This window comes from Variovorax stachyos, assembly GCF_051400855.1.
Lineage (GTDB): Bacteria > Pseudomonadota > Gammaproteobacteria > Burkholderiales > Burkholderiaceae_C > Variovorax.
In genome coordinates this window covers 172,962-186,116 of record NZ_JBLFFN010000007.1, presented here as the reverse complement: position 1 = coordinate 186,116, position 13,155 = coordinate 172,962, and the positions used below count along the sequence as shown (strand labels likewise).

At 70.0% G+C, this 13,155-nt stretch carries 14 protein-coding genes; 6 read left to right on the top strand and 8 right to left on the bottom strand.

The window, feature by feature from the left end; genetic code table 11:
• Positions 1 to 36 precede the first annotated feature (36 nt).
• The 3 genes from ACMGEZ_RS15255 (at position 37) to ACMGEZ_RS15245 (ending at position 2,655) form a co-directional block, all read left to right on the top strand.
• Positions 37 to 1,311 carry a Glu/Leu/Phe/Val family dehydrogenase gene (locus tag ACMGEZ_RS15255; RefSeq protein ID WP_436823118.1) on the top strand — a complete coding sequence of 425 codons (1,275 nt, stop codon included), beginning with the start codon at positions 37 to 39 and terminating at the stop codon, positions 1,309 to 1,311.
• Entirely contained in the window at positions 1,308 to 1,934 is a 627-nt protein-coding gene (locus ACMGEZ_RS15250; RefSeq protein ID WP_436823117.1) for a nucleoside/nucleotide kinase family protein, read from the top strand. The genes ACMGEZ_RS15255 and ACMGEZ_RS15250 overlap by 4 nt, the downstream gene beginning before the upstream one ends.
• A gap of 97 nt (positions 1,935 to 2,031) precedes the next feature.
• Entirely contained in the window at positions 2,032 to 2,655 is a 624-nt protein-coding gene (locus ACMGEZ_RS15245; RefSeq protein WP_436823116.1) for a DUF2242 domain-containing protein, read from the top strand.
• Between the two features lie 6 nt (positions 2,656 to 2,661).
• On the opposite strand, the gene ACMGEZ_RS15240 is transcribed toward ACMGEZ_RS15245, so the two are convergent.
• Positions 2,662 to 2,889 carry a hypothetical protein gene (locus tag ACMGEZ_RS15240; protein ID WP_436823115.1) on the bottom strand — a complete coding sequence of 76 codons (228 nt, stop codon included), beginning with the start codon at positions 2,887 to 2,889 and terminating at the stop codon, positions 2,662 to 2,664.
• Between the two features lie 197 nt (positions 2,890 to 3,086).
• On the opposite strand from ACMGEZ_RS15240, the gene ACMGEZ_RS15235 reads away from it, so the two are divergent.
• Positions 3,087 to 3,464: a VOC family protein gene (locus ACMGEZ_RS15235; protein ID WP_436823114.1), complete on the top strand. Its 378-nt coding sequence runs from the start codon at positions 3,087 to 3,089 to the stop codon at positions 3,462 to 3,464.
• Between the two features lie 147 nt (positions 3,465 to 3,611).
• Here the strand turns inward: ACMGEZ_RS15235 and rocF are convergent, their stop codons facing one another.
• From rocF to senA, 6 genes are all read right to left on the bottom strand, one after another.
• A complete protein-coding gene (gene rocF / locus ACMGEZ_RS15230; RefSeq protein WP_436823113.1) occupies positions 3,612 to 4,529 on the bottom strand; it encodes an arginase in 918 nt (305 codons plus the stop codon).
• 163 nt (positions 4,530 to 4,692) lie between these two features.
• Complete coding sequence (gene phnE / locus ACMGEZ_RS15225) at positions 4,693 to 5,502, bottom strand: phosphonate ABC transporter, permease protein PhnE (protein WP_436823282.1); 810 nt, start codon at positions 5,500 to 5,502, stop codon at positions 4,693 to 4,695.
• 127 nt (positions 5,503 to 5,629) lie between these two features.
• Positions 5,630 to 6,466 (bottom strand): PhnE/PtxC family ABC transporter permease, encoded by an 837-nt coding sequence (locus ACMGEZ_RS15220; protein ID WP_436823112.1) that lies wholly within the window; start codon positions 6,464 to 6,466, stop codon positions 5,630 to 5,632.
• Positions 6,463 to 7,293, bottom strand: a complete 831-nt coding sequence (locus ACMGEZ_RS15215; RefSeq protein ID WP_436823111.1) for a phosphonate ABC transporter ATP-binding protein — start codon at positions 7,291 to 7,293, stop codon at positions 6,463 to 6,465. The genes ACMGEZ_RS15220 and ACMGEZ_RS15215 overlap by 4 nt, the downstream gene beginning before the upstream one ends.
• A gap of 13 nt (positions 7,294 to 7,306) precedes the next feature.
• Positions 7,307 to 8,173, bottom strand: a complete 867-nt coding sequence (locus ACMGEZ_RS15210) for a putative selenate ABC transporter substrate-binding protein (protein ID WP_436823110.1) — start codon at positions 8,171 to 8,173, stop codon at positions 7,307 to 7,309.
• A gap of 32 nt (positions 8,174 to 8,205) precedes the next feature.
• Positions 8,206 to 9,396 carry a selenoneine synthase SenA gene (senA, locus tag ACMGEZ_RS15205; protein WP_436823109.1) on the bottom strand — a complete coding sequence of 397 codons (1,191 nt, stop codon included), beginning with the start codon at positions 9,394 to 9,396 and terminating at the stop codon, positions 8,206 to 8,208.
• 28 nt (positions 9,397 to 9,424) lie between these two features.
• Here senA and senB point away from each other — a divergent pair, with 28 nt between their 5' ends.
• A complete protein-coding gene (gene senB / locus ACMGEZ_RS15200; protein WP_436823108.1) occupies positions 9,425 to 10,387 on the top strand; it encodes a selenoneine biosynthesis selenosugar synthase SenB in 963 nt (320 codons plus the stop codon).
• 27 nt (positions 10,388 to 10,414) lie between these two features.
• Positions 10,415 to 11,476: a selenide, water dikinase SelD gene (selD, locus tag ACMGEZ_RS15195; RefSeq protein ID WP_436823107.1), complete on the top strand. Its 1,062-nt coding sequence runs from the start codon at positions 10,415 to 10,417 to the stop codon at positions 11,474 to 11,476.
• Here the strand turns inward: selD and ACMGEZ_RS15190 are convergent.
• The gene (locus ACMGEZ_RS15190; protein ID WP_436823106.1) at positions 11,466 to 13,067 is read right to left on the bottom strand and encodes a WS/DGAT/MGAT family O-acyltransferase; all 1,602 of its coding nucleotides are present in this window, start codon (positions 13,065 to 13,067) and stop codon (positions 11,466 to 11,468) included. The two genes, selD and ACMGEZ_RS15190, sit on opposite strands and share 11 nt — an antisense overlap.
• Between the last annotated feature and the right edge of the window lie 88 nt (positions 13,068 to 13,155).

Below are 13,155 nucleotides of genomic sequence, written 5' to 3'. Positions count from 1 at the left end.
TATCGTGCATGGCTTCGCAACAATGCCTGGAGTGCCATGTCCGCCGCCGATCTGTCCTACGTCCAACCGACCCCCAACAGCCCCTGGGGCACCTACCTCTCGCAGGTGGACCGCGTGGTGCCCTACCTGGGCGAGCTGTCCCGCTGGGTCGAGACGCTCAAGCGCCCGAAGCGCGCGCTGATCGTCGACGTCCCGATCGAGATGGACGACGGCAGCATCGCCCACTTCGAGGGCTACCGCGTGCAGCACAACATGTCGCGCGGCCCGGGCAAGGGCGGCGTGCGCTTCCACCCTGACGTCACGCTGGAAGAGGTGATGGCTCTGTCCGCCTGGATGACGGTCAAGACCGCCGCGGTGAACCTGCCCTACGGCGGCGCCAAGGGCGGCATCCGCGTCGACCCGAAGAAGCTCACGCACAAGGAACTCGAGCGGGTGACGCGCCGCTACACCAGCGAGATCGGCATCATCATCGGCCCGCAGCAGGACATCCCGGCGCCCGACGTCAACACCAACGCCCAGATCATGGCCTGGATGATGGACACCTACTCGATGAACGTCGGCGGCACCGCCACCGGCGTCGTCACGGGCAAGCCGCTGCACCTGGGCGGCTCGCTGGGCCGGGTGAAGGCGACCGGCCGCGGCGTGTTCGTCACCGGCCGCGAGGCGGCGCGCCGGCTGGGCCTGGACCTGCGCGGCGCGCGCATCGCGGTGCAGGGCTTTGGCAACGTCGGCTCGGTGGCGGCGGAGCTGTTCGCCGAGGCCGGCGCAAAGATCGTGGCGGTGCAGGACCACACCGGCACCATCATCAACGCCAACGGGCTCGACCTCAAGACGCTGATGCCACTGGCGCGCACCGAAGGGGTGGTGGGCTTCAAGGGCGGCGATGTGATCGACAACGAGTCCTTCTGGGACGTGGCCTGCGACATCCTCATCCCCGCCGCCCTCGAAGGCCAGCTGACCGCCGAACGCGCGCAGAAGACCCAGGCCAGGCTCGTGCTCGAAGGCGCCAACGGTCCGACCGTGCCGACGGCCGACGACATCCTGGCCGAGCGCGGCGTGCTGGTGGTGCCCGACGTGATCTGCAACGCCGGCGGCGTGACGGTCAGCTATTTCGAATGGGTGCAGGACTTCTCGTCCTTCTTCTGGGACGAGGACGAAATCAACCAGCGGCTGGACCGCATCATGATGAACGCGCTCAACCAGATCTGGGACACCGCCGACAGGCACCGGATCACGTTGCGCACCGCGACCTTCGCGGTGGCCTGCGAGCGCATCCTGATGGCGCGGCAGGAGCGCGGGCTCTACCCATGAACCTGGCGCCCGAGCTGGCCCGTCTCGAGTCTTTGCTGGCGGATGGCCGGCGCAAGCTGCTCGGCCTGGTGGGCGCGCCCGGCTCGGGCAAGTCCACCCTCGCTCGCGCGCTGGAGCAGGCCTTGCCCGGGCGCGCGCAGGTGGTGCCGATGGACGGCTTTCATCTCGCGCAGGTGGAGCTGCGGCGGCTGGGCCGGGCCGAGCGCAAGGGCGCGCCCGACACCTTCGACAGCGCGGGCTACGTGGCGCTGCTGCGGCGCCTGCACGACCAGCGCGCGGACGAGATCGTCTACGCGCCCGAGTTCCGGCGCGAGATCGAGGAACCCGTCGCCGGCGCCATCGCCGTGCTGCCCGGGACGCAGCTCGTTATCACCGAGGGCAATTACCTGCTGCTGCAGGAAGGCGCATGGGGCGACGTCGCGCCGCTGCTGGACGAGGTCTGGTACGTGGAGGTCGACGACGCGCTGCGCGTGGAGCGCCTGGTAAGGCGCCACCAGCAGTTCGGCCGGAGCTTCGAGGAAGCGCGGGCGTGGGTCGAGCAGACCGACGAGCCCAATGCGCGCCGCATCGCCGCCACGCGCGAGCGGGCGCATCGCGTGGTCCGCGTCGCGAGCCCCGCCTGAAGAGGATGAAAATCCGCTCGATCAGTCGCAGCACGTCGGCCGCGCCACGCGGGTTCGGGCTAGCATTTCGCATCTCCGATCTCGGCTTCTGCTCTCCATGCGTCCTCCCTTTCCGCGTGCAGCCCTGGCGCTGCTGTTCACGCTCCTTCTCGCGGGCTGCGGCATCAGTTCGCCCAAGCAGGTCTCCTACGACCCCGAGGAATTCGACTCGACCACCACCCACACGCGCAGCTTTCGCGCGCCCCAGGCCGAGACCTGCGAGGCCGCCCGGCGCGCGCTGCTGAGCCAGGGCTACCTGGTGACGGCGGCCAACGCCGACCTGGTGGCGGGCCGCAAGAGCTTCCAGCCTGCCAGCGAGGTCCATGTGGAGGTCGAACTGCGCGTGGTCTGCGCGCGCGACAGCGGCGGTGCGAGCACCATCGCCTTCGCCAGTGCGCTGCAGGACCGCTACAGCCTCAAGAAAGTCAACAACTCGGCCAGCGTCGGCGTCGGCGCGCTCGGTTCGCTGTCGCTGCCTTTTTCATCGAGCGATGACGCGCTGGTCAAGGTGGCCAGCGAGACGCTCACCGACGAACGTTTCTACGATCGCTTCTTCGCCCTGATCGACCGCTTCCTCGTGCCCGAGGCGGTGCAGAGCACGCCGGTGGCACCGCCCGCGCTGCCTGCGCCAAGCACCGATGCGCCGCTGCGTCCGGTGCCGCTGTCGCCTTCGCGCGGCTGATCCCGGTCAGATCGAGATCGAGCGTGCCGCGTAGGCCGGCAGGCCGGTGAGGCCGCAGAGGCGCTGCAGCACGCCATAGCCTTGCGCGAGCGCGGCGGCGTAGGTCGCGAAGGGGCGCTCGGCGCGCTGCAGCGCCTCGAAGCGGCCGTCGTGGCGCACATCCTCGTGGATCACCCAGTAATAGGAACCATCGAACGGTTGTTCCACCAGCAACCCGATCTTTCGCACGTCCATGCCTTGTCCTCGCTCAGAATCTCAAAATGAATACTTAAGAATGTAGTCCGTTGTGATTAATAGCCGGCACTGAAAAGTTCACGCTTCGCCGCGTTTTGTGGTGCGGCTCCTCGCCTTCGCTGATTGATTTCACGCCGGTGCTGTGCAACGGTGTTCCGATGGGATCGACAGTCAACCCTCGCTGAAGGAGCAAGGCCATGCTGGGAAACAAGGAAGCGGTTGCGAACCTCGCGGTCAAGGACCTTGATCGGGCGAAGCAGTTCTACGAGGAAATGTTGGGACTGACGCCGATCGAGGCGGAGGGCGATGACTTGATCGTGTTCCAGAGCGGCATCTCGACGCTCAATGTCTACCGCTCCCAATACGCCGGCACCAACCAGGCGACCGCGGTCACCTGGGCCGTCGGCGAGGAGATCGAGGCGCTGGTCAGCGCGCTCAAGGCCAAGGGCGTGCGCTTCGAGCATTACGACATGCCTGACACGCGGCTCGAAGGCGACATTCACGTCACGGGCGAGATGAAGGTCGCGTGGTTCAAGGACCCGGATGGCAACATCCTCAACCTCATCAACCAGTAAAAGAATTCAAGGTTCGAATCGCATTCGAGATCGCGGTCTCGTCCGCCGAATGGGTGCGGCTGGAGGGCGTGGCCGTGCGTCGCAGCCCGCGCATTTCGGTGCGCGTGTTCCCCAGCGTGTTCGCGCGCCTGGCCTGACGGCCCCGCTTCAGCGCACCAGCGTCGATTTGCCGAACAGGCTCTCGATCAGTTCCACCGCCACTTCCGCCGTGCGGTTGCGCACATCCAGCGCGGGATTGAGCTCGACGACATCCAGCGAGGCGAGCCGGCCGGTGTCCGCGATCATCTCCATGCACAGCTGCATCTCGCGCCAGGTCGGGCCGCCGCGCACGCCGGTGCCCACGCCCGGCGCGTAGTCGGGGTCCAGGCAGTCGAGGTCGAAGCTCACGTGCAGGTGGGTCTCCTCGTCGATGTCCTGCAGCGCCTCGGTCATGGTGGTGCGCATGCCGTGCTCGTCGATGTGGCGCATGTCGAAGACGTTGAGGCCGAGCGCGCGGATCGCCGCCTTCTCCTCCGCGTCGACGCTGCGGATGCCGATGAAGCGGATCGCATCGTGCTCCAGCGCCGCGGCCTCGCCGCTCCAGCCGCTCAGCGCCTGCGGCCCGTGGCCGAGCAGGCAGGCGACCGGCATGCCGTGGATGTTGCCGCTGGGGCTGGTGCGCTCGGTGTTGACGTCGGAATGCGCATCCAGCCACAGCACGCGCAGCTTCTTGCCGCGCCGGCGCGCGTGCCAGGCGATGGCGCTGATGGAGCCGATCGCCAGGCAGTGGTCGCCGCCCATCAGGAGCGGCAGGTGGCCGGCGCCCAACGCGCCGTCGACGGCGTCGTAGACGGCGCGGTTCCAGCTCACCACTTCGCCCAGGTGCCGCAGCCCGTTGGCCGGATCGGCCCAGGGGGTCGCGGGGCCGGCCAGGTTGCCGCGGTCCACGATCTCGTAGCCCAGGCGCGAGAGCGTGGCGGCAATGTCTGCCACCCGCAGCGCGTCCGGCCCCATGCCGGCGCCGCGCACGCTGGCGCCGACGTCGGTGGGCGCGCCGATCAGTTCGACCGTGGTGAAGGGACTCATTGGAACTCCGATGTGTTCAGTGTCGACGCCGAATGAAACGGTCGCAACCCGGCCGGGGAACACCGCGGAACCGGCTTTGCCGGGCCGCTGGTGTTGCCCCCGGTGAGGGGATTGGCGAAGCGACACGAAGTGCGCGAAGCCTGGGGGAGAACGTCATCATTTTTCATGCGTGGGCGGGTGCCAGGCCGCGCCGCAGCCGGCCGCTCGCAGTGTCCACGATGAAGACCAGCACGAACATGGCGCCGATCACGGTCGCCGATTGCGCCTGCTGGAACAGCGAGAGATGAAAGTACAGCATCTGCCCGAGCCCGCCGGCACCGACGAAGCCGAGCACGGCGGCCATGCGGATATTCATCTCCCAACGGTACAGCGCATAGGCGAGCCATTGGGGCCAGGCGAGCGGCAAGCTGCCGTAGGCGAAGGCCGCGACCGCGCCGCTGCCGGCTTCGCGCAAGGCGCGCTCGGGCGTGGGCGGCACGTTCTCCAGCGTCTCGCCGAACAGGCGGCCGAACACGCCGCTGGTGTGCAGTGCCAGTGCGAGCACGCCGGCGAAGGGGCCGAGCCCGGCCGCGAGCACCATCAGCGCGGCCCACACCAGCTCGGGCACGCTGCGCAGCAGGTTCAGCACGAAGCGCGAGGCCTGGCGCAGCGCCGGCCCGAAGCGGCCGGAGGCGGGCAGTGCCAGCGCGGCGCCGCCCAGCATCGCGAGCAGGGTGCCGAGCGCCGAGACCGCCAGCGTCTGCAGCGCGCCCCAGGCGGTCTTGGCGAGGAAGCCGGGCGACAGGTCGGGTGGAAAGAACTCGGCCACGAACTTCGCCATCGAGGCCAGCGACTCGCGTGCCACGAGCGCGCGAAAGTCGATGCCGAGATAGAGGAAGCTGGCGATCACCGCCGCCAGGATCGCGCCGGTGGCCAGCACGCAGCCAAGGCAGGGCGCGGCGGCGCGCGCGCGTTCGGTGGCGGTTGGGCGCATCGAATTCACTGGAGTACCCCTTCGCCTCCGGCTGCGGTGCTATTCGCCTTCGGAGGGGCCGTGCGGCTCACTGGAGTACCTTCGCCTTCGGCTGCGGTGCTATGAGCCTTCGGAACGGCCGTGCGGCTCATGCGAGCCACTTTCGCAGGGCCGCGCTCAAGGCATCGGCCATCAGCACCAGCAGCAGGAACACGATCAGGATGCTGCAGGCCTCGCCGCCGTTGAGCATCTTCATCGATTGGTCCATCAGCTGGCCCAGCCCGCCGGCGCCGACGAAGCCCATCACCACCGAGGCGCGCACCGCGCATTCCCAACGGTAGACGGTGTAGGAGGCCAGCTCCTGTGCCGCGCCCGGCAGCAGGCCGTAGCACAGCGCGGCGATGCGCCCGCTGCCGGCCTCGAGCAGTGCGCGCGCGGGCCGCGTGTCGCCCGATTCGAGGATCTCCGCGTACACCTTGCCGAGCATGCCGCCGTAGGTGATCGCCAGCGCCAGTACGCCAGCCGCCGGGCCCAGGCCGAAGGCCCGCACCAGCAGCAGCGCCCACACCAGTTCGGGGATCGCGCGCAGGACGGTGAGCAGGCCGCGCGCCGCCGTCCGGATGGCCGCGCCGCGCCATCGCCCGGGGCCGGGCCCGATGCGCGAGATCGACAGCGACCGCGTCACCACGAAGGCCAGCGGCACCGCGAGCACGAAGGCGAGTGCGACGCCGGCGGTCGCCATCGCGAGGGTTTCCAGCGTCGCGCGCGCCAGCAGGCCGAGAAAATCGGCGTTCAGGGCGGGCGGCAGGAAGCCCGCCAGGAAGCCGCCCATCACGCGCAGGCTGCCGGGCGCCAGCAGCGCCTGGGGCTTGAACTCGGCGACCACCAGCATCGGCCACAGCACCACCAGCGCGAGCAGCAGCGCGCCCAGGCGCCGGCGCGCGAGCGGGTCGCGCAAGGGCGGCGGGTGCTGCAGTGCGCTCATCGGCAGGCGACCGGCAGCAGAGGCGCGCGACGCTCTTCGAGCACGAAGTCCGGCGCCTGGGTCGGCAGCGCGCCGCCCTCGGTCGCATAGAGCTCCTGCAGCATCGCGCGGCTGACGGCGGCGGGCGGCGCATCGAAGGCCACCACGCCGGCACGCAGGCCGACGATGCGGTCGAACCACTTCAGCGCCAGGTCCACCGCGTGCAGGGAGGCGACCAGCGTGGCCCCGGTGGACCGGCTCTGCGCGATCAGCTCGCCCACCGCCAGGTCGGCCAGCGCGGGGTCGAGCGCCGACACCGGCTCGTCGGCCAGCAGCAGCTCGGGCGCCTGGTAGAGCACGCGCGCCATGCCGACGCGCTGCAGCTGGCCGCCGGAGAGCCGGTCGCAGCGGTCGAACAGCCGGTCGGCCAGGTCCAGCCGGGCCAGCACGGCCTGGGCCCCCGCGATATCGGCCGGCACCAGCAGCGAGGCGAGGGCGTGGGCGCCCGACCAGGCACCCAGCCGGCCGGCCAGCACCGCCGTGATGACGCGCAGGCGCGGCGGGATCGGCGGCGTTTGCTGGATCAACCCGATGCGCGCGCGCAGCGCTTTCAGCGGCCGGGCGCGCAGCTGCCAGGGCCGCGCGCCCAGCAGTTCGACACGTCCTTCGCTGGCGCGCAGTGCAGCGCCGGCGATGCGCAGCAGGCTGGTCTTGCCGGCCCCGGAGGGACCGATGATGGCCACGCGCGAGCCCGGCGCAACGCACAGCGTGACCCCTTGCAGCGCGCGCTGGCCGTTGGCATGGACCAGGCCGACATCCTCCAGCGCCAGCGCGGCTTCGGCAGTCAACGGCGAGGCCCGCCTACTTGATGAGCCCGGCCGAGCGCGCCGCCGCCTCGATGCTGTCGTAGTTCGAGGCCTTGGTCGGGATGAACTTCGAGGCGCGCTGCAGCGACAGGATCTCCTGGTGCGCCGGGTTGGCCGCGTCCAGCTTGAGGAAGGCGTCGGCGAGCTTCTTCTGGAGCGCGGGATCGAGTCCGGGCCGGGCGGTCCAGTTGTAGTCGTAGTAGGGCGCGGTGGTGGCCAGCACGCGCACCTTGGCGGCATTGGGATTCTTCGCCTCGACCAGCTTGTCCCAGACCGAGGCGTTGAGCACGCCGGCCTCGGCCCGGCCCGCGGCGACGAAGGCCACGGTGGCGTCGTGCGCGCCGGAGTAGGCGACGGTCTTGAAATCCTTGTCCGGGTCGATGCCGGCCTGCAGCAGGAAGTGGCGCGGCATCAGGCTGCCCGAGGTGGAAGAGGGTGCACCGAAAGCGAAGGTGACGCCCTTGAGATCGCCCAGCTCCTTGGCCTTGCTGTCGACAGGCACGATGAACTTGCTGGTAAAGACCTCGTCCTCGGCCCGCTGCACCAGCGGCACCACGCCGCCCTGCGTGCGCAGCCTGGCCTGCACGAAAGTGAAGCCGCCGAGCCAGGCCAGGTCGATCTTGTTGCCGGCCAGGCCTTCGACCACCGCCGCGTAGTCGGTGACGGGCGTGAACTGCACGTCGAGCCCGGTCTCCTTCTTCAGGTACTCGCCCAGCGGCTTGAACTTGCGCTGCAGCTCGGTCGGCGCCTCGTCGGGGATGGCCGAGACGCGCAGGGTGGTGGCGGTTTGCGCATGGACCGGCAGGCCGGCGGCCAGGCCGAGCAGGCAGAAGAAGGTGGTCTTGAGGAACTGGCGTTTCATGATGGCTTTGCCGAGGGGAAGAGGGCCGCAGTTTAAGGAGCCGCGGTCCTGAAGCCGGCGAACACATCGTTGCGGCCGGGTTGGAAGAAGTTGCGATAGCGCAGGTCGTGCAGGCGCGGGTGCGTGGCGAAGGCGCCGCCGCGCAGCTCCCGGTGGTCGCCGAACCAGGGGGCCGAGTAGTCGCGGTAAGGGCCGGGCGCGAAGCCCGGGTAGGGCGTGAAGGTGCTGGCGGTCCATTCCCACACGCTGCGGCCCCAGGCGAAGCCGGGCTGCGTGGCCGCCGCATGCTCCCATTCGGCGGCCGTGGGCAGGCGGCGGCCGGCCCAGCGTGCATAGGCCTCGGCCTCCCAGGCGTTGACATGGATCACGGGTTGCTCGGGGTCGAGCGGCAGCCAGCAGTCGAACCAGCGGATCTCCCATTGCTGCAAGACGCGGGAGAGGCGCCGCCAGCGCGCCGGGTGATTGCGGGCCTGCGTCGCTCGCCAGCGCCCGGCCTCGCCGGGCCAGAAGGCGGGATCGTCGTAGCCGCCGGATTCCACGAAGCGCAGGTAGCAGCCTGCCGTGACCGGCGTGGCATCGATCTCGTAGCCGGCCAGGCTGACCGGATGCCCGCCGAGCTCGTTGTCGAAGGCGAAGCCGCGGCGCGCCGCCGGCCAGCCGATGCAGGCCTGCGCGGCGGGCACTTCGATGGCGGGCCCTTCTGCCAGCCGCGGCGGCGCAGTCAGCCCGTCGGGCGCGGCGTAGCCGAGCGTCGCGCGCAGCCAGGCGAAGGCCTCGTCGTGCATATCCTCGTGGAACAGCACCAGGCGATGGAAGTAGAGGGCTTCGTCACTGTCATCGCATTGCGCGAGCGCGGCCAGGCAGGCCTCGAGCTGTGCATCGAGGCGCGCTTCGATCTCCTTTCGTGCGGGCAGGGCCACGGACCAGCGGGCGATGTGGGCCAGCCGGGCCGAGTCGAACAGGGCATCGGGCCCGGCGATGCGCGCCGGCTGGCTGGCTTGCACATGGCCATGGGCGTCGACCGCGTGCGGACCGCGCAGCACCCAGAACTCGCCGAACCAGGCGAGGTGCGACAGCTCCCAGGCGACGAGGTTCACGCCGGCCTGGCGGGGCACCTGCCATTGGGCGTCGCTCAGGTCGAAGGTCCAGGCGCGCGTGCGGGAACGGCATTCGCGCAGCGCGGCTGCGAGCGCTTCGCCGGCGAGGGTGCGCGCGTCAGCCATGGCGGCAATGCCCTGACAGAATGCGCCGATGAGCAAGAAGCCGCACGTCCTGATCGTCTCGCCCGCGCTGGCGGATGCGAACAACGGCAACTGGCGCACGGCCTCGCGCTGGGCCCGGTTTCTCTCGGGCGTGGCCGAGGTCGAGATCGCGCGCGACTGGAACGGCATGGCCTGCGACGCGATGATTGCCCTGCATGCCCGCCGCTCCGCCGAGGCGATCGCGCAGCTGCGCGCGGCGCGGCCGGCCTGCCCCATCGCGCTGGTCCTGACCGGCACCGACGTGTACCGCGACATCGAAGAGAACAAGGCTGCTCGGCATTCGCTGCAGTGTGCCAGCCAACTGGTGGTGTTGCAGCCCGATGCGCTCGATCGCCTCGGGCCGGCCGAGCGCGCAAAGACCCGGGTGATCCTGCAGTCGGCGGGCCGGCTGCGCAAAGGCGCGGCGGTCCGCAGCTTCAACCTGGTTGCGGTCGGGCATCTGCGCGACGAGAAGGACCCGCTCGCTCTCATGAACGCGGCGCGCCGCTTGCCCGCGGCAACGCCGATCCGCATCGTCCACATCGGCGACGCACTGGTGCCCGAGCTCGGCGAGGCGGCGCGCCGCACCATGGCCGAATGCCCGCACTACCGCTGGTTCGGCGGGCTCCCGCCCGACGCAACGCGGCGCTGGATCGCGCGCGGCCGCGCGCTGGTGCACATGAGCCGGATGGAGGGTGGCGCGCAAGTGGTGATCGAGGCCGTGCGCTCGGGCGTGCCGGTGTTGGCCAGCCGCATCGGCGGCAACCTGGGGCTGCTGGGTGCGGACTACGAAGGCTGCTTTCCGGCCGGCGACGACGCGGCGCTGGCGGCGCTGATGGAACGTTTTGCGGCCGAGCCGGCATTCGCCCGAAGGCTGGCGGCGCAGTGCGCGCTGCGCGAGCCCTTGTTCACCCGCAAGGCCGAACGTGAATGCGTGCGGCGCCTGCTGTGCGATCTGCTCACGCCACCATAATCGGCCAGACCTCGAAAGCGCGACACCATGAACGATCGAACCACCGCCCCGGCCATCCGTCTCACGAGCTTTTCCCACGGTGGCGGCTGCGGCTGCAAGATCGCGCCGGGCGTGCTGTCGGAGATCCTGCGAAACAGCGGCAGCGGCATCATCCCGCCCGAACTGCTGGTCGGCATCGAGACCGCGGACGATGCCGCGGTCTACCAGCTCAACGACGAGCAGGCGCTGATCGCCACCACCGACTTCTTCATGCCGATCGTCGACGACCCCTTCGACTTCGGCCGCATCGCCGCGACCAATGCCATCAGCGATGTCTACGCCATGGGCGGCACGCCGATCATGGCCCTGGCGCTGGTGGCGATGCCCGTCAACCAGCTGCCGCTGGAGGTGATCGGCGAGGTGGTGCGCGGCGGCCAGGCGGTGTGCCGCGAAGCCGGCATCCCCATCGCGGGCGGCCACACCATCGACTCGGTCGAGCCGATCTACGGGCTGGTGGTCATGGGGCTGGTGCATCCGAAGCGGCTCAAGCGCAATGCCGATGCGAAGGCCGGCGACGTGCTGGTGCTCGGCAAGCCGCTGGGCGTGGGCGTGCTGTCGGCAGCGCTCAAGAAGGAGAAGCTCGACGCCGAAGGCTATGCGCAGCTGGTTGCCAGCACCACGCGGCTCAACAAGCCCGGCATCGCATTGGCCGCGCTCGAAGGCGTGCATGCGCTGACGGATGTGACCGGCTTCGGCCTCGCCGGCCACACGCTGGAGATGGCGCGTGGCGCCGGGCTGCAGGCGGTGATCGACTGGCCGCAGGTGCCGCTGCTGCCCCGTGTCGCCGAGATGGCGGCCGAGGGCTTCGTCACCGGCGCCTCGGGCCGCAACTGGGCCGGCTATGGCGCCGAGGTGCGGCTCGATGCCGCACTGCCAGCCGTGGCCCAGGATCTGCTGAGCGACCCGCAGACCTCGGGCGGGCTGCTCGTGAGCTGCGCGCCCGACAGCGTGCCGCAAGTGCTGGCGCTGTTCCACGAACAAGGCTTCGACGCCGCCCGCGTGATCGGCCGCATGGAGGCCGGGCCGGCCGGCTTGCGCGTCAACGCGTAGCGGCAGCGGCCGCGCGGCGGCTGACGGGGCTCTTGCGCGTGGCAGCGGCTTTGGCGGGCGCGGCTTTTCGCGCCGGCGTCTTGCGCGGCTTGGGCTTCGCAGGCGCCCCCGCTTCGATAGCCGCGGCCTTGGGCGCCGGCTTGGCCGCTTCCGCAGCTTGCGCAGGCGCTTCGAGCGCCTCGACCCGCGCCTGGATGTCGCGATGCTCGTCGAGCAGGTAGTCCGCGATCACGTCCACGTCGGGCACCGCGCGGCGGCAGGCGATCAGGCCGAAGTCCAGGCTGCCGTTGTAGCTCTGCACCGTCATGTTGAGCGCCATGCCATGGGCTGGGATGGACACCGGGTAGTAGGTCAGCAGCTTCGCGCCTGCGAAGTAGAGCGCGGCCTGCGCGCCCGGCACGTTCGAGATCACCACGTTGGCCACCGGCGGCAGCCGGTCCGCCAGCCGCGAGCGGCCGTACATCGAGGCCAGGCCCGACATCAGCCACGGCGCGCCGAAGGACGGGTAGTCGGTGGGGATCGCGGCCTTGATGCTGCCCATCAGGTTCTTGGCCGCGGTGGAGGATTCGCGGATGCGCTCGATGCGCTCGATCGGGTCGGCCACGTCGGTCGCCAGCGTCATCACCGTCATCGACACCTGGTTGTTCGACGAGGTGTCGCCAGGCGCGCGCAGCGTCACCGGGATCGCCGCGGTCATCGGCTTCTTCGGCAGCTTGCCGTGGTCCGCCAGATAGCGGCGCAGCGCCCCGGCGCAAAGGCCCATCACCACGTCGTTGAGGCTGGCGCCCAGCTTCTTGCCGGCCTGCTTGACCTCGGCCAGCGGGATCGATCGCACCGCATAGGCGCGCTGGTTGGTGATGGCCACGTTCAGCGGCGTGCGCGGACCCAGCAGGTTGAGGTTCTTGGGCTGTTGCCAGAGGCTGGCGCCCTCGCTCCGGGGCTGCGGCACGACCAGGCTCTGCACCGCGCGTGCCATGTCGGGGAAGGTCTTCACCAGCTTGACGTACTGCTGCAGCGTGTTGCTGATGGCGGCACCGGCAAGCTCGGCCACGCCCAGTTGATAGCGGTTGTTGCGGCGGGCCTTCTGGCGCGGCGCCTTGATGGGCTCGGGATGCGGTTCCAGGTTCATGATGGCCTGCGCGAAGGCGCTTCCGGCCTGGCCGTCGATGCCTGCGTGGTGGACCTTCGTGTACATGGCGACGCGGCCGCCCTGCAGCCCGTCGATCACGTAGAACTCCCACAGCGGGCGGCTGCGGTCCATCAGCGTCGAGTGCAGGCGGCCCACGTACTGTTCGAGCTGGCGCAGCGTACCCGGCCGCGGCAGCGTGACGCGGCGCACGTGGTAGTCGAGGTCCACGTCGTCGTCCTCCACCCATACCGGGTTCGACAGCTCGAAGGGCATCAGCGCGAGCTTGCGCGTGAAGATCTCCGACAGGTGCATGCGGCTCGCCACATGCGCCTGCACGTCCTCGTAGAAGTCGCCCTTGTAGCCGGCCGGCAACTCCAGCAGGTGCAGGCCGCCGACATGCATCGGCGTCTCGGGTGTCTCGGTGTGCAGGAAGGTCGCATCCAGGCCGCTCAGGTGCTTCATTCGGATCGGTCCTCTTGTTGTCGTTGGTGCGAGGTGCGGGGCGCGTGGTGCGCCACGGCGCGGAGGAAAATGATCCGCAATGCGAGGG

Excerpts from the sequence above, each read along its gene's own strand:
- ACMGEZ_RS15255 (WP_436823118.1), top strand. The coding sequence starts at position 37 with ATGTCCGCCGCCGATCTGTCCTACGTCCAACCGACCCCCAACAGCCCC.
- ACMGEZ_RS15250 (WP_436823117.1), top strand. The coding sequence starts at position 1,308 with ATGAACCTGGCGCCCGAGCTGGCCCGTCTCGAGTCTTTGCTGGCGGAT.
- ACMGEZ_RS15245 (WP_436823116.1), top strand. The coding sequence starts at position 2,032 with ATGCGTCCTCCCTTTCCGCGTGCAGCCCTGGCGCTGCTGTTCACGCTC.
- ACMGEZ_RS15240 (WP_436823115.1), bottom strand. The coding sequence starts at position 2,889 with ATGGACGTGCGAAAGATCGGGTTGCTGGTGGAACAACCGTTCGATGGT.
- ACMGEZ_RS15235 (WP_436823114.1), top strand. The coding sequence starts at position 3,087 with ATGCTGGGAAACAAGGAAGCGGTTGCGAACCTCGCGGTCAAGGACCTT.
- rocF (WP_436823113.1), bottom strand. The coding sequence starts at position 4,529 with ATGAGTCCCTTCACCACGGTCGAACTGATCGGCGCGCCCACCGACGTC.
- phnE (WP_436823282.1), bottom strand. The coding sequence starts at position 5,502 with ATGCGCCCAACCGCCACCGAACGCGCGCGCGCCGCCGCGCCCTGCCTT.
- ACMGEZ_RS15220 (WP_436823112.1), bottom strand. The coding sequence starts at position 6,466 with ATGAGCGCACTGCAGCACCCGCCGCCCTTGCGCGACCCGCTCGCGCGC.
- ACMGEZ_RS15210 (WP_436823110.1), bottom strand. The coding sequence starts at position 8,173 with ATGAAACGCCAGTTCCTCAAGACCACCTTCTTCTGCCTGCTCGGCCTG.
- senA (WP_436823109.1), bottom strand. The coding sequence starts at position 9,396 with ATGGCTGACGCGCGCACCCTCGCCGGCGAAGCGCTCGCAGCCGCGCTG.
- senB (WP_436823108.1), top strand. The coding sequence starts at position 9,425 with ATGAGCAAGAAGCCGCACGTCCTGATCGTCTCGCCCGCGCTGGCGGAT.
- selD (WP_436823107.1), top strand. The coding sequence starts at position 10,415 with ATGAACGATCGAACCACCGCCCCGGCCATCCGTCTCACGAGCTTTTCC.
- ACMGEZ_RS15190 (WP_436823106.1), bottom strand. The coding sequence starts at position 13,067 with ATGAAGCACCTGAGCGGCCTGGATGCGACCTTCCTGCACACCGAGACA.